This window comes from Rhodococcus sp. NPDC076796, assembly GCF_040702765.1.
Classification (GTDB): domain Bacteria; phylum Actinomycetota; class Actinomycetes; order Mycobacteriales; family Mycobacteriaceae; genus Rhodococcoides.
In genome coordinates this window covers 450806-471736 of the sequence record NZ_JBFBMS010000001.1, presented here as the reverse complement: position 1 = coordinate 471736, position 20931 = coordinate 450806, and the positions used below count along the sequence as shown (strand labels likewise).

21 protein-coding genes are annotated in these 20931 nt (G+C 65.2%); 8 read left to right on the top strand and 13 right to left on the bottom strand.

Features of this window, described 5'->3' with window-relative positions; all coding sequences use genetic code 11:
* Positions 1-22: 22 nt before the first annotated feature.
* Entirely contained in the window at positions 23-1141 is a 1119-nt protein-coding gene (locus tag AB0366_RS02250) for a citrate synthase 2 (protein ID WP_366242544.1), read from the bottom strand.
* Positions 1142-1276: 135 nt separating this feature from the next.
* On the opposite strand from AB0366_RS02250, the gene pdxH reads away from it, so the two are divergent.
* The 5 genes from pdxH (at position 1277) to AB0366_RS02225 (ending at position 6433) form a co-directional block, all read left to right on the top strand.
* Positions 1277-1894: a pyridoxamine 5'-phosphate oxidase gene (gene pdxH / locus AB0366_RS02245; RefSeq protein ID WP_366242964.1), complete on the top strand. Its 618-nt coding sequence runs from the start codon at positions 1277-1279 to the stop codon at positions 1892-1894.
* On the top strand, positions 1891-3183 hold the full coding sequence (locus AB0366_RS02240) for an MFS transporter (RefSeq protein WP_366242543.1): 1293 nt from the start codon (positions 1891-1893) through the stop codon (positions 3181-3183). The genes pdxH and AB0366_RS02240 overlap by 4 nt, the downstream gene beginning before the upstream one ends.
* Positions 3167-4096, top strand: coding sequence for an aldose 1-epimerase family protein (locus AB0366_RS02235; protein ID WP_366242542.1), 930 nt, complete (start codon positions 3167-3169; stop codon positions 4094-4096). Before AB0366_RS02240 ends, AB0366_RS02235 begins: the two co-directional genes overlap by 17 nt.
* Positions 4093-5064 carry a carbohydrate kinase gene (locus AB0366_RS02230; protein ID WP_366242541.1) on the top strand — a complete coding sequence of 324 codons (972 nt, stop codon included), beginning with the start codon at positions 4093-4095 and terminating at the stop codon, positions 5062-5064. Before AB0366_RS02235 ends, AB0366_RS02230 begins: the two co-directional genes overlap by 4 nt.
* Positions 5065-5134: 70 nt before the next feature.
* Positions 5135-6433, top strand: a complete 1299-nt coding sequence (locus AB0366_RS02225; protein ID WP_037191728.1) for a citrate synthase — start codon at positions 5135-5137, stop codon at positions 6431-6433.
* 213 nt (positions 6434-6646) lie between these two features.
* Here the strand turns inward: AB0366_RS02225 and AB0366_RS02220 are convergent, their stop codons facing one another.
* Positions 6647-7447: a carbon-nitrogen hydrolase family protein gene (locus AB0366_RS02220; RefSeq protein WP_366242540.1), complete on the bottom strand. Its 801-nt coding sequence runs from the start codon at positions 7445-7447 to the stop codon at positions 6647-6649.
* A gap of 182 nt (positions 7448-7629) precedes the next feature.
* Between AB0366_RS02220 and AB0366_RS02215 the strand changes: the two genes are divergently transcribed.
* Positions 7630-7989 (top strand): FKBP-type peptidyl-prolyl cis-trans isomerase, encoded by a 360-nt coding sequence (locus AB0366_RS02215; RefSeq protein ID WP_094612261.1) that lies wholly within the window; start codon positions 7630-7632, stop codon positions 7987-7989.
* On the opposite strand, the gene AB0366_RS02210 is transcribed toward AB0366_RS02215, so the two are convergent.
* The 4 genes from AB0366_RS02210 to AB0366_RS02195 form a co-directional block, all read right to left on the bottom strand.
* Positions 7982-9004 carry a 2-oxoglutarate and iron-dependent oxygenase domain-containing protein gene (locus tag AB0366_RS02210; RefSeq protein ID WP_366242539.1) on the bottom strand — a complete coding sequence of 341 codons (1023 nt, stop codon included), beginning with the start codon at positions 9002-9004 and terminating at the stop codon, positions 7982-7984. The genes AB0366_RS02215 and AB0366_RS02210 overlap by 8 nt on opposite strands.
* Positions 9005-9066: 62 nt before the next feature.
* Positions 9067-10368 (bottom strand): HAMP domain-containing sensor histidine kinase, encoded by a 1302-nt coding sequence (locus tag AB0366_RS02205; protein ID WP_366242538.1) that lies wholly within the window; start codon positions 10366-10368, stop codon positions 9067-9069.
* The gene (locus tag AB0366_RS02200; protein ID WP_366242537.1) at positions 10365-11093 is read right to left on the bottom strand and encodes a response regulator transcription factor; all 729 of its coding nucleotides are present in this window, start codon (positions 11091-11093) and stop codon (positions 10365-10367) included. The genes AB0366_RS02205 and AB0366_RS02200 overlap by 4 nt, the downstream gene beginning before the upstream one ends.
* A gap of 10 nt (positions 11094-11103) precedes the next feature.
* A complete protein-coding gene (locus AB0366_RS02195) occupies positions 11104-11310 on the bottom strand; it encodes a hypothetical protein (RefSeq protein WP_032395828.1) in 207 nt (68 codons plus the stop codon).
* Positions 11311-11450: 140 nt separating this feature from the next.
* Between AB0366_RS02195 and AB0366_RS02190 the strand changes: the two genes are divergently transcribed.
* On the top strand, positions 11451-12779 hold the full coding sequence (locus AB0366_RS02190) for a deoxyribodipyrimidine photo-lyase (protein WP_366242536.1): 1329 nt from the start codon (positions 11451-11453) through the stop codon (positions 12777-12779).
* A gap of 28 nt (positions 12780-12807) precedes the next feature.
* Here the strand turns inward: AB0366_RS02190 and AB0366_RS02185 are convergent, their stop codons facing one another.
* The 6 genes from AB0366_RS02185 to AB0366_RS02160 form a co-directional block, all read right to left on the bottom strand.
* The gene (locus AB0366_RS02185) at positions 12808-13710 is read right to left on the bottom strand and encodes a DMT family transporter (protein WP_366242535.1); all 903 of its coding nucleotides are present in this window, start codon (positions 13708-13710) and stop codon (positions 12808-12810) included.
* 74 nt (positions 13711-13784) lie between these two features.
* Positions 13785-15641 carry a propionyl-CoA synthetase gene (locus tag AB0366_RS02180; RefSeq protein WP_366242534.1) on the bottom strand — a complete coding sequence of 619 codons (1857 nt, stop codon included), beginning with the start codon at positions 15639-15641 and terminating at the stop codon, positions 13785-13787.
* A gap of 145 nt (positions 15642-15786) precedes the next feature.
* A complete protein-coding gene (locus tag AB0366_RS02175; protein ID WP_366242533.1) occupies positions 15787-16239 on the bottom strand; it encodes a hypothetical protein in 453 nt (150 codons plus the stop codon).
* Complete coding sequence (locus AB0366_RS02170; RefSeq protein WP_366242532.1) at positions 16236-17483, bottom strand: molybdopterin-dependent oxidoreductase; 1248 nt, start codon at positions 17481-17483, stop codon at positions 16236-16238. Before AB0366_RS02170 ends, AB0366_RS02175 begins: the two co-directional genes overlap by 4 nt.
* Before the next feature lie 100 nt (positions 17484-17583).
* Complete coding sequence (locus tag AB0366_RS02165; protein WP_366242531.1) at positions 17584-18186, bottom strand: TetR/AcrR family transcriptional regulator; 603 nt, start codon at positions 18184-18186, stop codon at positions 17584-17586.
* Positions 18183-18854, bottom strand: coding sequence for a methyltransferase domain-containing protein (locus AB0366_RS02160; protein WP_366242530.1), 672 nt, complete (start codon positions 18852-18854; stop codon positions 18183-18185). The genes AB0366_RS02165 and AB0366_RS02160 overlap by 4 nt, the downstream gene beginning before the upstream one ends.
* Positions 18855-18972: 118 nt before the next feature.
* Here AB0366_RS02160 and AB0366_RS02155 point away from each other — a divergent pair, with 118 nt between their 5' ends.
* A complete protein-coding gene (locus AB0366_RS02155) occupies positions 18973-19404 on the top strand; it encodes a hypothetical protein (protein ID WP_366242529.1) in 432 nt (143 codons plus the stop codon).
* Positions 19405-19441: 37 nt separating this feature from the next.
* Here AB0366_RS02155 and AB0366_RS02150 read toward each other — a convergent pair whose 3' ends face one another.
* Positions 19442-20926, bottom strand: coding sequence for a carboxyl transferase domain-containing protein (locus AB0366_RS02150; protein ID WP_366242528.1), 1485 nt, complete (start codon positions 20924-20926; stop codon positions 19442-19444).
* Between the last annotated feature and the right edge of the window lie 5 nt (positions 20927-20931).

Genomic DNA, 20931 nt, shown 5'->3' with positions numbered 1-20931 from the left:
TCGGGTGCTACTCCAGCTTCGACTACCGGATCAGGTCCCAGCCTTCGACGGACTCGGGTGAGCGCGGTTCGGGGCCGGTGTAGAGGGCAGCAGGTCGGACGAGCTTGCCCAGTCGCTTCTGCTCCAGGATGTGCGCGCACCAGCCCGCGGTACGTCCGCAAGTGAACATGGCGGGCATCATGTGCGCCGGCACCTCGGCGAAGTCGAGGATCACTGCGGCCCAGAATTCGACGTTGGTTTCGATAGCTCGATCGGGCCGGCGCTCACGCAGTTCGGTCAGTGCAGCTTGCTCGAGCGCGGCGGCGACCTCGTAGCGCGGTGCGTTCAGTCTCTTGGCCGTGGCGCGCAGAACACGGGCGCGAGGGTCCTCGGCGCGGTAGACGCGGTGCCCGAAGCCCATGAGCTTCTCTTTGCGGTCCAGGATTCCGGTGATCAAGGCGCGTGCGTCGCCGGTTCTCTCGACCTCCTCGATCATCGGCAGGACGCGAGCGGGCGCGCCGCCGTGCAGGGGCCCGGACATCGCACCGATGGCACCGGAGAGGCAGGCGGCGACGTCGGCTCCGGTGGAGGCGATGACGCGCGCGGTGAACGTCGAGGCGTTCATGCCGTGTTCGGCGGCCGAGACCCAGTACGCGTCGATGGCAGCGACGTGGGCGGGATCCGGTTCGCCCTTCCACCGGACCATGAATCGCTCGGTGACGGTTGCGGCCTGATCGATGCGCGTCTGCGGGACCGCGGGCTGATAGATACCGCGAGCGGACTGGGCGACGTAGGACAGGGCCATCACCGACGCGCGGGCGAGGTTGTCGCGAGCGGTGGAGTCGTCGATGTCGAGCACCGGTTGGTAGCCCCAGATGGGAGCGAGCATCGCCAATCCGGCTTGGACGTCGACACGGACGTCACCGGTGTGGATCGGCAGCGGGAAGGGTTCGGCCGGTGGTAGTCCTCGACCGAACTCGCCGTCGACGAGCAGTGCCCAGACATCACCGAAAGTGACGTTCTGCGCGACGAGTTCCTCGATGTCGACGCCGCGATACCGCAGTGCGCCACCGTCCTTGTCGGGCTCGGCGATGTCGGAGGTGAACGCGACGACACCTTCGAGTCCGGAGACGAAATCCTCGGGAACTTCTTGAACAGCCATGGCCTGTGGACTCCCTCGTCGCAACTGCACCCGGCTCTGCGCCGCATCCGGGCGTACTTCGTCAGAACCATAGTCGGGTTCTACGCGGGAGTAGCGTCTGGGCTTGTGTCTGCAGATGAACAGCGCCTGGCGAACATGCGGGTGGACTACGGAGAGCCCGAGGACCTCGACGTCGATGCTCTGGCGGGCGGGTGGTGTTCGCTGGCGCAGCAGTGGTTGTCCGACGCGATAGCCGCGAATCTGCCCGAGCCCAACGCCATCGTGTTGGGGACGGTCGACGAGGCAGGTAGACCGGCCACCCGCACCGTGTTGTGCAAGGACTTCGACGCATCCGGGGTGGTGTTCTACACCAACTACGACTCGGACAAGGGCCGTGCGCTCACCGCTACGCCGTATGCGTCGATCACGTTCCCGTGGATCGGAATTGCCCGCCAGCTCACCGTCCGCGGCCCGGTGGTCAAGGTCGACGCCGAAACCACCGAAGCGTATTGGCGCACGCGGCCCCGGGGGTCCCAGCTGGGGGCGTGGGCGTCCGAGCAGTCGCGCCCGATCGGCTCGCGGGAGGATCTGGCTGCGCGACTGGCCGAGGTCACCGCGACGTTCGACGGAATCGAGGTGCCGGTTCCGCCGAACTGGGGCGGCTTTCGCGTCGAACCGGAGACGGTCGAATTCTGGCAGGGCCGAACGAGCCGCATGCACAACCGAATTCGCCTGACTGTGGCAAGCGGTGTGATCGAGCGTCTGCAACCGTGAGCGGGTTGCGCGGCATTCTTGCCGACACGACTCCGCTGAAGACTCCGGCCTACAAGCGGTTGTGGTTGGCGAACATCGTCACCGTCATCGGGGCGCAGCTGTCCATCGTCGCTGTGCCGCAACAGGTTTTCCAGATCACGCTGAGTTCGGCCTACGTGGGCCTCACCGGTGTCTTCGCGCTGGTGCCGCTCATCGTGTTCGGTCTGTGGGGTGGGGCGCTGGCCGATGTGATGGACCGACGCACCCTGTTGATGATCACCACCTGCGGCCTGATCGGAACGTCGGCGCTGTTCTGGTTGCAGGCGTTCCTCGACCTGAACAATGTGTGGATCATCCTGGTGCTGTTGGCCGTTCAGCAGGCATTCTTCGCGGTGAATCAGCCGACGCGCAGCGCGCTTCTCCCGCGAATCCTGCCTGGCGAGCAGTTGCCCGCCGCGAACTCGCTGAACATGACGGTGATGAATTTCGGCGCTATCGCCGGACCGCTCAGCGCCGGCATTCTCATCTACTACATCGGGCTCGAGACCCTCTATCTCATCGACACCATCGCACTGTTCGCCACTCTGTGGGCGGTGATCCGGCTGCCGGGGATTCCGCCGGCGAAGTCGGGTCAGCGCGCCGGATTGCGTTCGGTGTTCGACGGTTTCGCCTACCTCGCGACGCAGAAGGTGCTGCTGGCCTCGTTCGTCGTCGACATCATCGCCATGGTGTTCGGTATGCCCCGTGCGCTCTTCCCGCAGATCGCCCACGAGAGCTTCGGCGATCCGGCGTCGGGCGGTCCGGTGTTGGGCATGCTGTTCGCGGCGATGTCCGCGGGCGCTGTGGTCGGTGGAGTGTTCTCCGGCTGGCTGCCCCGAGTGCGCAGGCAGGGCCTGGCGGTGCTGATCTGCATCGTGGTGTGGGGCGTGGCGATGATCGGCTTCGGTCTGGCCGTCGGCGCGGCCACCGACGGGGCCACCACTGTCGCCCTGTGGTTCGCACTGGCGTTCCTGGCCCTCGGCGGCGGAGCCGACATGATCTCGGCGGCCTTCCGCAGCACGATGCTGCAGCAGGTCGCCACCGACGAGATGCGCGGTCGCCTGCAGGGTGTCTTCATCGTTGTGGTCGCCGGTGGCCCGCGCGTCGGGGACGTGCTGCACGGCGCAGCGGCCGCATCCGTCGGCACGGCGGCCGCAGCTGCGGGCGGTGGAGTGCTGGTCGTCATCGGGGTCTCGATCGCCGCGCTGGCACTTCCGGCGTTCATCCGCTACCGAGTGGGTGCGGTGGTAAAGAATGGCACTCATGGCTGACGCGCAGACGTATTCGTTGACGAGCGGCAAGTATCGGGCAGACATCGCTGCCGTCGGAGCGGGCCTTCGGGCGCTCGAGTACGACGGCGCATCGCTCACCGAGACGTGGGAGGCGGGTTCGAAGCCGCCGCTGTCGGCGGGACTGGTGTTGGCCCCGTGGCCCAACCGGACGGCCGACGGCACGTTCACATTCGAAGGCGTCGAGCATCGGATGGAGATCACCGAGCCCGCTCGAAACAACGCCAGTCACGGATTCGTCCGACGCGTGGCGTGGACTCTCGTGGAGCACACCGACAGTCGCGTCGAACAGAGTGTGGACATCGGTACGCATCAGGGTTGGCCGTTCTCGGTGACCGTCACCGTGGTGCACGAGCTGTCGGCGGACGGTCTCGCAGTGACAGCAACGGCGAAGAACACCGGTGATTCGCCCGCGCCCTACGGGATGGGTTTTCACACGTTCGTCAGGGTGGGGGACGTGCCGCTCGACGAGTGCACGCTCGAGCTCTCGGCCGGGACGCGGCTGCCGCTGGACTCGGTTCGTAATCTGCCCGTGGGCAATTCGGTGCCGACGGCCGATACCGAGTACGACTTCCGGCAGCCGCGAACGCTGCAGGGCGTGCAGCTGGACACTCCGTTCAGCGCCTCGCTTCCCGAGGCCGACGGCCGGGCGAACCATGTTCTTCGTGGCCCCGACGGCACCGCGACCGTGCTGTGGACCGACAGCAGCTTCGGGTGGGTTCAGGTGTTCACTGCCGATCCCGCCAACGATCAGGCCTATCCCGAGCGTGGACGGGCGTTGGCGATCGAGCCGATGACGTGCCCGCCCGATGCGTTGAATTCCGAAATCGATCTGATCGTGCTGGATCCGGGGCAATCCTGGTCCGGCACCTGGGGAATGAGGTACGAGAAGTGACCATTCTGGTGTGCGGCGAGGCGTTGGTCGATCTGGTCCCGGTGCACGAGGGGCCGCTGCTCTCGCCCAAACTCGGCGGCGGCCCGTTCAATGTCGCCGTCGCGATAGGTCGACTGGGTTCGCCCGTCGCATATCTCTCGCGGATCTCCCGCGACCCGTTCGGCGAGCAGATCCTGGCGAGTCTGCGCGACGCGGGAGTGGACACCACGTGGGTGCAGCGCGGCGACGAGCCGACGACGTTGGCGATGACCACCCTCGCCGACGACGGCAGCGCCGAGTACTCGTTCTACGCCGACGGCACGGCCGACCGCCTCGTCGCCGATCCCGGCGATCTGCCCGACGAGATCAGCGTGCTCTCGTTCGGCACATTGTCGCTGCTCTACGAGCCGGGCGCGTCGATGTACGCGGGCCTGCTGCACCGGGCCCGGGCGGCGGGCAAGCTCACGATGCTCGACCCGAACATCCGGCCTGCCGCCATCGACAGCACCAGCGGAGACATCACCGCCGACGGGTTTCGCGACCGTTTCCGTTCGTGGTTGCCCAGCATCGACATCCTCAAGGTCTCCGAGGACGACTCGCATTGGCTGGGGCTCGGAACCCAGGGCACAACGGTCGACGACTGGCTCGCGTCCGGGGTCACCGCAGTGGTCATGACCCGCGGCGGCGACGGAATTTCGGTGTTCACGGCACCCGCGGAGGCGTCGGGTACGGGAATTGTCACAGCCGAGGAGATCTCGGTGCCGGGTGTCGCGGTCGACGTCGTCGATACGATCGGCGCTGGTGACACCGTGCACGGGGCTCTGCTCAGCTTTTTGCAGAAGGAGAGCATTATCACATCGAACGCGGTGAAAGAGATGAGCAAGCAAGATTGGCAAGAAGCGCTCGATTTCGCCGCAAAAGCAGCGGCAATCACGGTTTCTCGACCCGGTGCCGACCCTCCCTGGGCGTCCGAGGCGTCGAGAGACTAGTTTCACTATCGACGTTAGAACTGTCCGCTTCAAGTACGTGTCCGTTACACGAGTTCGAGAGGGACCATTCGTGCCCGCTGAGAATGATGCCAAAGCCACCCTCACCTATCCCGGTGGCGAGTACTCCATGTCGATTGCCGAGGCCTCCGAGGGCAACAACGGCATCGAGCTGGGAAAGTTGCTGGCCACCACCGGCTACACGACGTTGGACGGCGGGTTCGTCAACACCGCGTCGACCAAGTCGGCCATCACCTACATCGACGGTGACGCAGGCATCCTGCGCTACCGCGGTTACCCGATCGAACAGCTCGCGGGCAAGTCGTCGTTCATCGAGGTCAGCTACCTGCTGATCTACGGTGAGCTGCCGTCCGAGGATCAGCTCGAGAAGTTCACCGACAAGATCCGTCGGCACACTCTGCTGCACGAGGACCTCAAGCGGTTCTTCGACGGCTTCCCCCGTAACGCGCACCCGATGCCGGTGCTGTCGAGCGCCGTCAACGCACTGTCGGCGTACTACCAGGATTCGCTCGACCCCAACGACCCGGAGCAGGTCGAACTCTCGACCATCCGCTTGCTGGCCAAGCTGCCGACCATCGCGGCGTACGCCTACAAGAAGTCCGTCGGTCAGCCGTTCCTGTACCCGGACAACTCGAAGAGCCTGGTCGAGAACTTCCTGCGTCTGACGTTCGGCTTCCCGGCCGAGCCGTACGAGGTCGATCCCGAGATCGTCAAGGCACTGGACATGCTGCTCATTCTGCATGCCGACCACGAGCAGAACTGCTCGACGTCGACGGTCCGCCTCGTCGGATCCTCGCAGGCCAACCTGTTCACCTCGATCTCCGGCGGCATCAACGCGCTGTGGGGCCCGCTGCACGGCGGTGCCAACCAGGCCGTGCTCGAGATGCTGGACAAGATCAAGGCCGAGGGCGGCGACGCTTCCGAGTTCCTGCGTCGCGTCAAGAACAAGGAAGACGGCGTCAAGCTCATGGGCTTCGGACACCGTGTGTACAAGAACTTCGACCCGCGCGCGACGCTGGTCAAGGAAACTGCACACACGATCCTCGGCAAGCTGGGCAACGGCGACGAGCTGCTCGAGATTGCGCTCAAACTCGAGGAGACCGCGCTCACCGACGATTACTTCGTCGAGCGCAAGCTCTACCCCAACGTCGACTTCTACACCGGCCTGATCTACCGCGCGATGGGCTTCCCGCCGCGCATGTTCACGGTGTTGTTCGCGATGGGTCGCCTCCCGGGCTGGATCGCGCACTGGCGCGAGCAGAACGAGGACACGACCGGCAAGATCGGCCGTCCGCGCCAGATCTACACCGGCTACACCGAGCGCGACTACCAGGACGTCAGCTCCCGCTAGATCTCGCTGTACCCAACGCCGCCGACTCCCATCAGGGTCCGGCGGCGTTGTCGTTTCCTGCTGCGCCGAGTTCGCAGTTATGCAGCCAAAATGGCTATTTCCTCGACATAACTGCGAACTCGGTGCGTGACGGGGGCCTGGTGTCCCGGCGAACTCGAAGTTATGGATGCTTTTCGGCCGAATTCCGTCCATAACTTCGAGTTCGCGGCAGCATCAGGCGTCGAAGTGCTTGCGGTTCTTCAACACCGGCAGAGTTTTGCGCACGGCGTCGACCAACTCGGTGTGGATGTCGATGGTGAGCATTCCCGGCGTCGCGTCCAGTTGGCCGAGGATCTCGCCGGTGGGGGAGCAGACGATGCTGTGCCCGACGCCCAATGGCGCATTACCCTCGGCAGCAGCGGGTTCGGCTTGGTCGCAGGCTGCGACGAAGGTCGTCGAATCCAGGGCGCGAGCGCGAGCGAGCAGGGTCCACTGCTCGACCTTGCCGTCACCGGATCCCCACGACGCCGGAACCACCACGAGCTCCGCGCCGAGATCCCCCAGTTTCTGAAAAAGGGCTGGGAATCGGATGTCGTAGCAGGTGGCGAAGCCGACTCGAACTCCGGCGATATCGACCACGAGAGGCTCCGAACCCGGTGCGACGGTATCGGATTCGGCGAATCCGAAGGCGTCGAACAGGTGAATCTTGTCGTAGCTCGCGTCGATTCCGGGGCCGGTGACCAGAAGGGTGTTCGTCACCCTGTCTTCTGCAGCGGGAGTGAACATTCCGGCGACGATGGTGATGCCGGCGGCGGACGCGATGTCACGCACCGCGTTCGCCCATTCGCCGTCGAGGGGCTCGGCGAACTTGCGTATCGGCCCGCCGAAACACCGCATCGTCGCCTCCGGAAACACCACGAGGTCCGAGCCGGCGTGCGCGGCGGCACGGGCATGAGTGTCGATGAGTTCGAGGTTCTCGGTGGGGTGTTCGCCACTGGTGATCTGGGCGAGACTGACGCGGATCGTGTCGCTCATGCACTACATCGTATGCCCCGAGCTGCTGATGGGTCTGACCAGCGGATACGTGTCTTTTTCGGGTGCCAGCGCCCGTCGGCACCCGTCTACGACGTAGAGTCGAACTGCTCAACGTTCAGACCATATCCATTCAGAGCACCACAGCCGGCGTCGGCGGGCCGGCGCAACCGCAGGAGACTTCAGTGACGAAGCCAGTAATCGAATTTCAGGCCGGACCCCCACCCGTGGACCTGGTGACGGTCGACCTCGTCGAGGGTGACGGCGCAGAAGCAGTGGCCGGAGGAAACGTCGAGGTGCACTACGTCGGCGTCGAGTTCGACTCGGGCGAAGAGTTCGACTCGTCCTGGAACCGTGGCGAATCCATCCAGTTCCCGCTGCGCGGACTCATCCAGGGCTGGCAGGACGGCATTCCCGGAATGAAGGTCGGCGGACGCCGTCAGCTCACCATTCCGCCGGAGCTCGCCTACGGCCCCGCAGGCGCAGGTCACCGCCTGTCCGGCAAGACGCTCGTGTTCGTGATCGACCTGCTCGACGTCAAATAACGGCATTGCGCACCCGCTCGGCTTCGCGGGTTGCCGAGGCATTGGCAGTTCCCCCTCGGGAACCCGCGAGCTTGGCGTGAATGTGCTCGGCCACGGTGACCGGTTCGTACCGGGCCACGTCGCCGGGCTCGATGCACGACGGCAGTGGCGCGATCACCGCGTCGAGGTTGCCGTCGTGGAAGAAGGCGGCAGAGCGCCTGCGCTGGATCGTCCCGTCGGTGATCGGCGGACGCACTCGATGCAGCGTCGACATCCAGCGATCGTTGGTCAGTCGGGCCGTCAGATCGCCCAGGTTCACGAGCAACGCTCCTTCGACGGGTTGCACGTCGTGCCACCGTCGGTCGGTGCCGAGAACCTGCAGACCGGGCACACGATCGGCCCACAACACCGTCACCAAGCCGTAGTCGGTGTGCTCGCTCATCCCGGTGAGCTCGGTGTCCGGCACACACAAGCCGGGTTCGAGCGCGTAGTTGTTCATCCGCAGGGTGTCCAGCGATCGATCGGTGATGTCGGAGAACACATTCGGTGACACATCGAGTGCATCGGCGAACACAGTGGTCAGCGTCCGGGCCACCCGCGCTGCTTCGGTGAAATACTCTTCGACGGCGCGCTGGAACCCCGCAGAGTGGGGCCAGATGTTCGGCTCGCCCGTCCCGACGTTGAAGGCCTCGAACCAGTCATTCATGCCCGACGCCGATTCGACTCCCAGACTCAGGCTCAGCGATTCGCTTTTCGGGGCGGTGTACCCGCGGTTGCGTTCGGGTGGGCAGATGTAGGCCCGCTTCGCCGCCGAGTCGAGTCCGAAGAACGAATCCATCGCCGACGCGAGTGCGGCCACGGTGTCCTCGGGAACGCCGTGCCCGAGGATCTGCATGAATCCGACTGTGCTGCAAGCGTAATCGATGTCAGCTGCGACGCTGCGCCGGCCGGTCCCGTCGGCCGCCGAGGTGGCATCACCGAGAACGTACGGCGAGATGTCGATGGTGGGGACGAAGAAATCCGACGACGTGTGCATGGGTACATGATCGTCGGTTCGGATGGACCCGTAGGTTTCTCCCGCGTAAAGACTGCCGTACGTCAGCTGTCTTGCAGCTCCAGCACCAATCGAGCTCCGCCCAGCGGACTGTCGGTGAACCAGGCCCGCCCACCGTGCAATTGGGCTTGCTGCGCCACCAGAGCCAGGCCGAGCCCCGAGCCGCCCTTGGCTGCTCGGGTGCCGCGCTCGAACCGGCCGAACACCGTCTCGCGTTCGTCGAGGGGAACGCCGGATCCGTTGTCGTCGATCAGGACACGTACCGTCGTACCTTCGCGCTCGGCGGTGATGACGATCGACGTCGCGTTGCCGTGCCGAACGGCGTTGCCGATCACGTTGTCGACGGCCAGTCGAAGGCCGGTCGGCAGTGCGCGCATCGTGATCTCGGAGTCGGCGGCGTACTCCACGCGTATGTCGAGTCCCGGATGCAGTCGTTGCGCGTCCTGGGCTGCGACGTCGCAGATGTCGATGATGTCGGTCTCGACTCTGTCGCCCTCACTGGACAATTCACCCGAGGCCAGTCGTTCCAGGGCGGTCAGCGTGGTCTCCACTCGACCCTGCGTCCGCTCGAGATCTCCCAGTATTTCCTGCTGCTGCGTCGGCTCGAGGTCGAGTGTTCTGAGCACCTCGATGTCGGTGCGCATCGCAGTCAGTGGGGTCCGCAGCTCGTGTGCGGAGACGGCCGCGAAGTCGCGTGCGGTGTCGAGCGCGGCGTTGGTGCGGTCCTGTGCCTCGTTCAGTCTGGTCAGCATGCCGCCGATCGCGACTGCGAGCGCATCGGCTTCGGTGACGCCGGTGCGGGTTTCGGGTGCGGTCGGAGGTTGCGCGCTGACCTGCCGGGTCAACGTCACCAACGGTCTGACGGCTCTACCGCCGAAGAGCCAGCCCAGTCCGGTGGACACCGCGATCGCGGCCAGTCCCAGCAGGATCACCTGCTTCTGTTGCTCGTCGGTGACCTGTTGCGCTTCGATGGCCGGCACGCCGATGGAAATCGAGATGGACGACACCGCGGTCGATACGGCGGTGTAGACCCGGAAGCGTTGCCCGTCGACGTCCACGGTCTGTGACCCGGTGTCGAGCGCGGGCAGCCGTGTCGGTGTGGACGCGACGACGATGTCGCCACTGCGGATGGTGACGGCGAACGCGCCCGAGAGCTGATCGAGGAAGGCCTCCAGCGTCGTCGAGGTCGGGATCAGCACCTGAGATGCCGTCGTCAGCCGCTCGTCGAGCTGATTGACGTTGTTGCGCGAGATGGCGACCGAGGTGACCACCGAGAGGGCAGCGACCACGAGGGTGGCACCGAGCGTGGTGGCGGCGGCTACTCGGGCGCGCAGCGAGAAGCTCATGCGGCGTCCCGGACGACGAAGCCGACGCCGCGGACCGTGTGCAGGATGCGCGGCGACCCGTCGGCCTCGAGTTTGCGTCGCAGATATCCGACGAACACGTCGACGACGTTGGTGTCGGCGACGAAGTCGTAGCCCCAGACCAGTTCGAGCAGTCGTTCACGCGTGAGAACGACGCCCTTGTTGCGGGCCAGGATGGCCAGCAACTCGAATTCTCGCTTGGTCAGGTCGATGTCGGCTCCGCCGCGGTGGACGCGATAGCCGGGGATGTCGACCACCAGGGTCCCGATGGCGACGGCAGAGTTCGGTGCGCCCGAATCTGTCACCGGCACAACCGGACCGGTGCCGCGTCGACGCAGCATGGCTCGGATCCGGGCGACGAGCTCGGCCAACACGAACGGTTTGGTGAGGTAGTCGTCGGCACCGGATTCGAGTCCGGCGATGCGATCGTCCACCGAACTGCGGGCACTGAGTACGCAGATCGGAATATCGTTTCCCATGGCGCGCAACGCGGTCACCACGCTGGCACCGTCGAGCACCGGCATGTTGATATCGAGCACGATGGCGTCGGGCACCGATCGCGACACCACGCCGAGCGCCTCCGCGCCGTCCGATGCGGTGATGACGGTGAACCCGGACAGGCGCAGTCCGCGTTGCAGCGACGACAACACGTCTGCGTCGTCGTCGACGACGAGAACGGTGGCGGGGGTGCTCGGCGATTCGGTCACCGGACCAATGCTATGCAACCCAGCTATCGACGGTGGTGCGGCGTTCCTCGGGTGTCTTGGCGAAGAAGTCTTCGAGGGCACTGCGGCGGCCGGTGTCGGCATCGAGTGACCAGGCGAGCGCGGGTGCCTTGGCGTAGAGCTGCTCGTAGTACTTCTCGAAAGTGCAGGTGCTGTCGATCAGGGAGAGTGCACCGGGGAAGGGGCGGGTGTTCGTCATGATGTTCTCCTTGTCTGTTCGGTATATCCCAAGGTAGAGGTCGTTGTTGCGGCCTTGGTGAGTCGTCGTTGGCGGTTCTCTGAGAATCGAACGGCCGAGGGAGGGGATTGCTCGCGGCGGGGGTGGGTAAGACTGGAAGCATGTCGATCGTCTGGTTTCGCCGTGACCTCCGTCTGGGGGATCTGCCCACAATCACCGCCGCTGCCGAGTCGGGAGATCCGGTGCTCGGGCTCTTCGTGCTCGACGACCGTCTGCTGAAGCCGTCCGGCGGGCCGCGTAAGGACTTCCTGTTCCGCTCACTCGAAGCCCTCGACGACCAACTCGGCGGACGGCTGATGGTCGTGCACGGTGACCCCGAGACGGTGGTCCCGAAGGTGGCGAAGGCGATCGGCACCGAGGACGTACACATCAGTGCCGATTACGGCCCGTACGGGCGCGAGCGAGACAAGCGGGTGGGCGAGAAGGTGACCCTGGTCGAGACCGGGTCACCGTATGCGGTTGCCCCCGGGCGGATCGTCAAGAACGACGGGGAACCGTACAAGGTGTTCACGCCGTACTCACGCCAGTGGATGGAACACGGGTGGCGCGGTCCAGCGGACACCTCGGCCGACTCCGCCGACTGGATCGACCCGGACGAGGTGAAAGGCGTTCGGCGCGTGAAGATTCCTTCCGAGAAAGATGCGTCCGACGCGGCAGCCGGTGAGGCGGCCGCCTCGAAGCAGTGGAAGGAATTTCTCGACGAGGTTTCTGCGTACGACGACGAGCGCAATCGTCCCGACCTCGACTCGACGAGTCGGATGTCGGTGCATCTGAAGTACGGAAACATTCACCCGCGAACGATGTTGGCCGACCTGGGAAAGCTCCGCAACGAGGGCGCGGCCTCGTATCGTCGACAGATCTGCTGGCGAGACTTCTACGGCGACATCCTCTTTCAGCGTCCCGACAGTGCACGGGAGAACTACGTCAAGAAGTTCGATACGATCGAACTGGACTCGGGCAAGCATGCCGACGAGTTGTTCGATGCCTGGTGCAAGGGCGAGACGGGCTTTCCGATCGTCGATGCCGGTATGCGGCAGCTGAACTCCGAGAAGTGGATGCACAATCGGGTACGGATGATCGTCGCGTCGTTCCTGGTCAAGGATCTGCATCTGCCGTGGTGGCGGGGCGCGCGATACTTCATGCAGCATCTCGTGGACGGGGATCTGGCCAGCAACCAACACGGCTGGCAGTGGACCGCGGGAACGGGCACCGACGCGTCGCCGTACTTCCGAGTGTTCAATCCCATCACCCAGGGCGAGAAGTTCGACCCCACCGGGGACTATGTCCGACGCTGGGTGCCGGAGCTGCGCGGTGAAGAAGGAAAAGCCGTGCACACGTTGAAGTTCGGCCGGCCCAAGGAGTACCCGGAGCCGATCGTCGACCACAAGCACGAGCGGGAAGTGGCGATCGCGCGTTTCAAGGCGCTTTGACGCAGGAGCGCAGCCTGCGGAGTGACCCCTATCTTCTGCGGGACAACCCAACTCCCACCAGGCAGATCACTCCGCCGACCACGGCGAGGTAGTGCGGAACCTCGCCCAGCAGCAGCCAGGCCAGCACGATCGTGATCGGTGGGACCGCGTACGTGGTGATGCCGAGCTTGCCCGCGTTCATCCGCGTCAACGCGTAGGCCCAGGTGCTGAAGGCCAGTGCAGTCGGGACGAGACCGAGGTAGATCAATCCGCCTGTGGCACCGGCAGAAGCGGACCCGAGGTCGTCGAGCAGAGCCGGTGCGAACGGCAGCGTGCAGACCACGCCGATGGTGCATGCCATCCACGTGACCTGAAGTCCGGGGATGGTGCGCAGCACGGGCTTCTGGCTGAGCACCCCGATCGCGTAGGTCACCGCGGATACCAGACACAGTGCGATGCCGAGGAAGTCGGCGTCGGTCTTGGTCGTGGACGTGGTGGTCACCGCCGTGACGACGCCTACCATGACCGCGCCGGCGAACGCGACACCTGCGCCGATCACCAGCCACCTCGGGAAGCCTTCGCCCAGAAGCAGACCCGCGAACAATGCGACCAGGATCGGACCGATCTGAATGATCATCGACGTCGTACCGGCATCGACGCGTTGCTCGGCGGCATTGAGGGCGACGTTGTAGATGCCGAACCAGAACACGCCGATACTGACGATCTGCAGCCACTGCGTGCGGTTGGGCTTGACCCATTGTCTTTTGGCCAGAACTATCACGCCGAGTGCCACAGATCCGATCAGCAACCGGCCGAGCGCGAGCGGGCCTGCCCCGAAGGATTCGCCGACACCACGGATGGCCACGAATGCCGATGCCCACGAGATCACCGTGATGGTGACGGCTCCGAGCGCAAGCCAATCGACGGCGGGACGTGTGTCGAGATCTGTCATGAGCACGACGCTATCGCGCGCGAACGGCCCCTGGCGCGCGGATTTCGGCCATCGTTGCTCGAATTAGCGTCTCGCTACCTGCCGAGCAACTTCTCCAGCGCATCGAGTACCGCCGGATCCTCGATGGTCGACGGCACGCCGTATTCCTCGCCGGCAACGATCTGCCGCATCGTCTTCCGCAGGATCTTGCCCGAGCGGGTCTTCGGCAACGCCCCGACGATCGTCACGTCCCGGAATGTCGCGAGTGCGCCGATCTGATCCCGCACCATGGCCACCAGTTCGGTACGCAGCTGCTCCTCGGTGATGGTCTCCCCGGCCTTGAGCACCACGTAGCCGCTGGGGCGCTGGCCCTTGAGGTCGTCGTGGATACCGATGACTGCGCATTCGGCAACCGCGGGGTGACCGGCCAGTACCGCCTCCATCGATCCGGTGGACAGGCGGTGCCCGGCCACGTTGATGACGTCGTCGCTGCGGCCGAGGACGTAGACGTAGCCATCGGCGTCGATGTACCCGGAATCTCCGGTGAGGTAGTAGCCCGGGAACGTGTCCAGATACGAACGCTGGAACCGTGATTCGTCGTTCCACAGTCCCACCAGGGCCCCCGGTGGCAGTGGCAGCTTCACGACGATGTTGCCCTCGGTGCCTGCCTCGACCGGGCTGCCCGAGGCGTCGAGTATGCCGACCTGGAATCCCGGCACCGGTACCGTCGGCGATCCCGATTTGATCGGAAGTGGTTCGAGGCCGCGAAGATTGGCGCAGATCGCCCACCCGGTCTCGGTCTGCCACCAGTGGTCGACCACGGGGCGGTCCAGGGTTCGCGAAATCCACTCGTAGGTATCGGGATCGAGGCGCTCACCCGCGACGAACAGTGTCTGCAGGGACTTCACGTTGTACTTATCGAGCTCGGCGGCGTGCGGGTCCACCTTGCGGATGGCACGCAATGCCGTCGGCGCGGTGAACAACGCGCGGACGCCGTGATCCTGGATCACCCGCCAGAATGCGCCCGCATCGGGAGTTCCGACGGGCTTGCCCTCGTAGAGAACCGTTGTGGCACCTGCGAACAGCGGTCCGTAGACGATGTACGAGTGCCCGACGACCCAGCCGACATCGGACGCCGTCCACATCACCTGACCGGCACCCACGTCGTAGATGTTGCGCATCGACCACGTCAACGCGACGGCATGACCGCCGTTGTCACGCACCACACCTTTGGGCTTTCCGGTCGTGCCCGAGGTGTAGAGGATGTACAGCGGATCCGTCGCCTGCACCGAAACCGGTTGGGCTGCGGTGGCGTCGGCGATGAGGGTGTCCCAGTCCAGCCAGTCGTGGTCACCGGGAATTCCCTCGCGGGTTTTCACGATCACTGCGGGTTGTTTCGCGGTCGTCAGCGTCAGAGCCCGCTTCACCAAGGGGAGGTATTCGATGACGCGGCCCGGCTCGAACCCGCCGCTGGCGGTGATCAGCAGGACCGGCTCGGCGTCGTCGATTCGCGCTGCGAGCTCTTTGGCCGCGAAACCGCCGAACACCACCGAGTGCACTGCGCCGAGCCTGGCGCACGCGAGCATGGCGACGACTGCCTCGGGAATCATCGGTAGGTAGATCACCACGCGGTCGCCTGTGGAGACGCCGTTGCTGCTGAGCACCCCGGCGAAACGAGCGACCTGATCGAGCAGTTCGGCGTAGGTGTAGCTGCGGGTGAGTCCGAGCATCGCCGAGTCGTAGATCAGTGCGGTCCGGTCGCCGTGTCCGGCGTCGACGTGTCGGTCGAGTGCGTTGAAACAGGTGTTCAGTCGGGCCCCGGGAAACCAGTGCGAGCCGTCGAACGCGGTGGTCGGTGGGGTGTCCCAGTCGACTCCCGTCGCGGCATCGAGCCAGAACTGCTCACGGTTGTCGACACTGTCGTCGAAGGCCTGCCGATACTCGCCACTCATGTTGTGGAGCGTAGTTCGGGGCTGCGTGGTGCGGGCCGGGTTGCGCACTACCGGCGACGACCGGCGGGATCCCGTCGACCGACGGTCGTTGCGTGCAATGGTGCCCATCGGCGTCGATAGTGGTGGCTCGGCCGTCAAGATTGCGTCAACGCCTCTGCCTGAGCATTTCGCGGCCGCCGTAGAACGCCGCGCTGGCCGCGAACATGCCAGCCACCAACAGCAGCCACCGCATCGCGTACGGCTCCTGTGTCTGACCCGTGGCGGCCTCGTACGTCTCGCTCCCGTGGGCGAAGATCCCCGGTGCGAAGAGCAGCAGGCTCAGTCCTGCACCGAGCGCGGGAATGCGAACCGCGTTGACGAACCTGCCCAGTCGAGCAACCAAGGTTCTGTCGAGCACGGCGTACAGCGGAAACAGGATCGCATCGTGAACTACGGCCGCGCCGACGAACCAGAGCCCGATGGACTGCCACCACGTGTCGGTGTTCCACAGTGCCGGAAAGCCGATCGTCAGGACCACCGCGCCGGACAGGGCGAGACAGAAGGCCGTGACCGCGAGATGCATGGGGCCTGCGCCGTACCTCGCCCGAAACGTACTCATGCTCCCTCCCCGAAGAATTCGACGGATTCGATCCATTTGGTGGCATGCACTCCGGGTATCGCCGGCATCATGATCCGAGCGGGATAGCCGTGATCGAGGGACAGGTCGGCCCCGTTCACCTTCAGTGCGAGAAGCGAATCGGGATGCATCATCTGGTGTCCCCCGAAGGTGACTCGGTTGAACGACCCGACGGGTTCGAGCGACCGCACCTCACCGGTATCGGCGGCATCGATGCCCACGAGCACTGCCAGATCGCGCAGCGGAACACCGGTCCACGTCTGTACCGTCGACCAGCCTTCGACGCAGGAGATCGGGAGTTCGACGGTATGCAGGTTCATCTGCTCGAGTTGAGCTCGAGTGAGTACTACCTCGGTACCGCCGGCCATCACGGTCAGCCGCCACGCATCCGATGTCATCGCCTCGGTGACGCCCGCGGACTGCGCGGTGCGGTTGATCTGGAAGTCGTTGGGTCCGTCGCCGTACGAACGCCCCCGGGGGAGCAGGAGTGCCGCCCCGCGCAGTGGTCCGCCCGTCGTCTGCCCGACGCTGAGGACTGCGACGAACAATGCGCTGCCGCCCACGAGAGTGAGGGCTCCGCGTCTGCTGATCGTCGCTGGAGCGGGATCGGTTGCAGCAAGGCCTGATTCGTCATCGGCGTCGGGCACCGTATCCGCCACCTTGATGCGCATCAGTTCCAGGAACGGGCGGGTTCGGAGCGCCGTCACCATGGTCGGAAACTTCAGCACCACGTGGGCGACGAAGCCGGCGATGAACACCCAGGCTCCCCAGTAGTGCGCGGTGTAGAAGCTGAAACCGAAGATGTAGTCGTACTGAATGTTCAGCACACCGGTGATGATCTCGAAGAGAATGCCACCGACCAACGCCAGCAACGACACTCGTTCCAACAGATGAGCGACGCTGCGAATCGGGGGCATCTCGATCAGCTTCGGGATCACCGACCACAGCTTGGCCAGCACGATCGGCACCATGATAAGTCCGAGCCCCACGTGCAGGCCCTGGGTGAGTCGGAAGAGCCAGGCGGGTTCTGTCGGCCAGTCGAACGACGGTATCCGTAGCCACCCGACGTCGCCCGGCATGGCCTGGCCGAACTGAGGACCGTACGCGGCCCAGGAAATGAATCCGGTGACCGTCACGATCGGCAGAACGACGAGCAGGACGGATGCGAGGACCGACGTGAACCAGACGCCGCGGATCGGGCTTCGGAACGTGGGAATTCGTTGCATTCTGGTTCCCGTCTCCATTTTTGTACTCATTAGTACAAACTGTCAGAACGAGGTTAGCGCACTTCGGGTCCGTCCGCCAGGGTTCGTCCGGCGTCGGTTCTCAGGTTGCGCGCCTACGCAATGTGGCGACTGCTGCGTCCAGCGTGTCGCGCAGCGGTTGGACATCGCCCGCGATGCGGGCGATCAACATTCCGCCTTGCAGTGAGGCGATCAAGGTGGCGGCCGCGGCGGCCGGATCGGTCGCGACGTCGAGTTCGCCTCGGTCGATCATGCGGCGAAGTCCCTGCTCCAGCGGTTTCTCCCAGCGCCGGAACGCGGCATGAAGGCTGGGAACGAACGCTGCATCGTTCTTCAGTTCTGCAGCAAGTGAGCCGAGGGGGCACGAGAACGGCCCACCTGGTTGTTCGTGATTTCGGACGATCTCAGCGGCCCAAGCGTCGATGTCGTCGAGGCTGTCGATGTGGGCCAGGCGTGGCTGGGCGGCGAGGACGCGCTCGAGCTGACGTGCGATAACGGCCTCGACCAGGTCCGACTTGTCGGAAAAGTAGTGGTACAGCTGCGACTTCCCGGTCTCGGAGGCAGCGAGAACGTCGTCGAGGGTCGTTCCGGCTACACCGTGGGTGTACATCATCGATGCTGCGGCGTCGACGATCGCAGCTCTGGTTCGCCTGCCCTTGGCCGTTCTCGGCAGCTCCTTGCTCACGGGTCCTCGGCTCCTTGGTCGATGCTCTGAACAGCGAGTTCGGTGAACACTCGGCCGTTCGATTCGATGGTTCGGCGGACTCGAAGGCCCGCAGTCACCGCCAGCGCGTACAGCGCACTCGCGCCGACGCTGGCCCAAGTGAACCATTCGCCCACCGAATCGCCGGTCTCCCATCGAACCATTCGGTTCCGATCGTCCACCTCGGACGTGGGCTCGACTTCCACGATGGCGGTCCCGCTCTCGTGCAGCAGTCTTCGTACGGTCGTCAACAGTGCGGCAGGATCGCCGCCGATGCCGATGTTCCCGTCCGCGAGTAGTACGTGGGACCACTGGCCTGCACCCGGTATCGCAGAGAAGATGTCTCGCTGCATCGCGAGCCCGCCGCGATGGTTGGTCATCTCCACAGCGACCGAGGACGTGTCGACCCCCAGTGCGGGAACGCCGGCTCGGGTGAGCGCTTCGGTCAAACGCCCTGGTCCACAGCCGAGATCGAGGGTGGGGCCGGTGCAGAAGGCAATGGAGGCTTCGTCTGCTCGGATGTCTTCGACCGTCGAATGGGTTCCGCCCATCCAGCGCGCGATCGGCAGTTCGGTGCGGCGGCCGTCGTAGTCGGAGATCCACGAGGGTAGGCCTGCTCGGCCGCGGCGATAGACGTCGTCTGCAATCACCCGACTGAATGTACCAGTGAGTACAGTGTGCGGCTTGGCATCAATTTTCGCTGCACTGCCGTCAAGATTGCGTCAACACCTCTGCCCGACGCCTCCGCGCGGCGTGAGACTTCTTCTCATGACACTTCTCGACATGCTTCCGTCCCTCGGTGCCGCATACGTTTCGCGGTGCGATCCAGCGCTCTGGCCTGCAGAGACGCATTGCGTCTGCGGTCGCATCACGGTCGACGGCGTCGCGCTGGAGGATCTGGCCGATGCGCAGGGCACTCCGGTGCAGTGGGGCTCGATTCTGGTCACTCGGGTGCGTTCGGTGATCGCGGGCGAGGTGGGCGTCGACGCCGAATTCGGGGATCTGCGCCAAGCCGTGGTGGTCAACCGGCATTCGGTGGGTCCGGTGGTCAAGGTGGATGTGCACGGTCCGGGTCGACGCTGCGTCAGTCCGGTGGAGCTTCCCGCCGACCTGCGTGCGGGCGACGTCTTGGCGCTCGTGACCTCGCAGGTGCACGGCGGAGCCTGCGGTCGTTCCGCAGGCTCCACTCCGGTCTCGTAGCCTGCTACGAACTTCTGCTCACATGCGGCGGAGCCGCTCATCCCAGCGTGCGGTAGCGGCTGAGTCTGGATCGCGTGCGGGTGGCGGCGTCGAGGGTCGACAAATCGCGGAGCTCCCGGACGATGGCATCGGCGATTCGGGCGGAAAAGGCGGCCGGTTCGTCGGCGGCGTCGGGGAGTTCGGGGACGATCGCGTCGACGATGCCGTCGCGCAGCAGGTCGACCGAGCGGATGCCTTGCGCCTCGGCCATATCCGGCGCGTGAGCGGTGTCCCGGTGCACGATGGCACTGGCACCCTCGGGCGGAAGCGGTGCGAGCCAGGCATTCTGGGCACACAGCACGCGATCGGCCGGCAGCAGCGCGAGCGCTCCTCCGCCGGTGCCTTGGCCGAGCAGCACCGACACCGTCGGGGTATCGATGGTCACCAGGTCGGAGATCGAGCGGGCTATCTCGGGTGCCAGACCGCCCTCCTCGGCTTCCTTGGACAGCGCAGCGCCGAAGGTGTCGATCACCAGCACCAGCGGGATGCGCAGTTCCTCGGCCAGGCGCATGCCGCGTCGTGCCTCTCGCAATGCTGCCGGACCCATGGTGGTGGTGGCGGTGCTGCTGCTTCGGTCGTTGCCGAACAGGACACAGGAGATCCCTCGGATTCGGCACAGCGACAACAGAATCGACGTGTCGGCCTCGCCCTGACCGGTGCCGCTGAGTGGAACGTGCTCGCTGGCAGCGTGTTCGATGAGTTGTCGAATGCCGGGGCGGTCCGCGCGACGCGACGACTGCACCGAATGCCACGCCGACTGCTCCGGTATCTCGGTCGACTCATCGACCGTGAGATCGGGCCACACGGTGGCGTCGATGATCACTCGAAGCGCGCGAACCAGCAAGTGGCGCAGTTGATCGACCGGCACCACACCGTCGATCACGCCGTGCTGGTAGAGGTTCTCGGCGGTCTGGACGCCGTCCGGAAATGGCTTGTCGTACAACGCCTGATAGACGCGTGGTCCGAGGAACCCGATGAGGGCTCCGGGTTCGGCGACCGTGACGTGAGCGAGCGATCCCCAGGATGCGAACACGCCGCCGGTCGTCGGATTGCGGAGGTACACCAGGTACGGCAGGTGCGCCGCCTTGTGCGCGGTGACGGCCGAGGCGATCTTGACCATCTGCACGAAGGCCAACGTTCCCTCCTGCATACGCGTGCCGCCGGAGGTGGGGGAGGCGATCAGCGGCAGCCCCTCGGCCGTGGCGCGTTCGATGGCGGAGGTGATGCGCTCGGCCGCGGCAACGCCGATGGAACCGGCGAGAAAAGCGAACTCGCACGCGATGATCACCACGCGTCGACCCTCGATGGTGCCCTCGCCCGTCAGCACCGATTCGTCGACGCCGCTCTTCTCCCGGGCCTTGGTCAGGTCCCTCAGATAGGACTCCCCAGGATGGACGTCCACAGGCGTGGAGTCCCAGGACACGAACGATCCGCCGTCGAGAACGGAATCGAGAATCTCGGCGGCGGACGTCCGTGGGTTCATGGAAG

Excerpts from the sequence above, each read along its gene's own strand:
- AB0366_RS02250 (WP_366242544.1), bottom strand. The coding sequence starts at position 1,141 with ATGGCTGTTCAAGAAGTTCCCGAGGATTTCGTCTCCGGACTCGAAGGT.
- pdxH (WP_366242964.1), top strand. The coding sequence starts at position 1,277 with ATGCGGGTGGACTACGGAGAGCCCGAGGACCTCGACGTCGATGCTCTG.
- AB0366_RS02235 (WP_366242542.1), top strand. The coding sequence starts at position 3,167 with ATGGCACTCATGGCTGACGCGCAGACGTATTCGTTGACGAGCGGCAAG.
- AB0366_RS02220 (WP_366242540.1), bottom strand. The coding sequence starts at position 7,447 with ATGAGCGACACGATCCGCGTCAGTCTCGCCCAGATCACCAGTGGCGAA.
- AB0366_RS02210 (WP_366242539.1), bottom strand. The coding sequence starts at position 9,004 with ATGCACACGTCGTCGGATTTCTTCGTCCCCACCATCGACATCTCGCCG.
- AB0366_RS02205 (WP_366242538.1), bottom strand. The coding sequence starts at position 10,368 with ATGAGCTTCTCGCTGCGCGCCCGAGTAGCCGCCGCCACCACGCTCGGT.
- AB0366_RS02195 (WP_032395828.1), bottom strand. The coding sequence starts at position 11,310 with ATGACGAACACCCGCCCCTTCCCCGGTGCACTCTCCCTGATCGACAGC.
- AB0366_RS02190 (WP_366242536.1), top strand. The coding sequence starts at position 11,451 with ATGTCGATCGTCTGGTTTCGCCGTGACCTCCGTCTGGGGGATCTGCCC.
- AB0366_RS02185 (WP_366242535.1), bottom strand. The coding sequence starts at position 13,710 with ATGACAGATCTCGACACACGTCCCGCCGTCGATTGGCTTGCGCTCGGA.
- AB0366_RS02180 (WP_366242534.1), bottom strand. The coding sequence starts at position 15,641 with ATGAGTGGCGAGTATCGGCAGGCCTTCGACGACAGTGTCGACAACCGT.
- AB0366_RS02175 (WP_366242533.1), bottom strand. The coding sequence starts at position 16,239 with ATGAGTACGTTTCGGGCGAGGTACGGCGCAGGCCCCATGCATCTCGCG.
- AB0366_RS02170 (WP_366242532.1), bottom strand. The coding sequence starts at position 17,483 with ATGCAACGAATTCCCACGTTCCGAAGCCCGATCCGCGGCGTCTGGTTC.
- AB0366_RS02155 (WP_366242529.1), top strand. The coding sequence starts at position 18,973 with ATGACACTTCTCGACATGCTTCCGTCCCTCGGTGCCGCATACGTTTCG.
- AB0366_RS02150 (WP_366242528.1), bottom strand. The coding sequence starts at position 20,926 with ATGAACCCACGGACGTCCGCCGCCGAGATTCTCGATTCCGTTCTCGAC.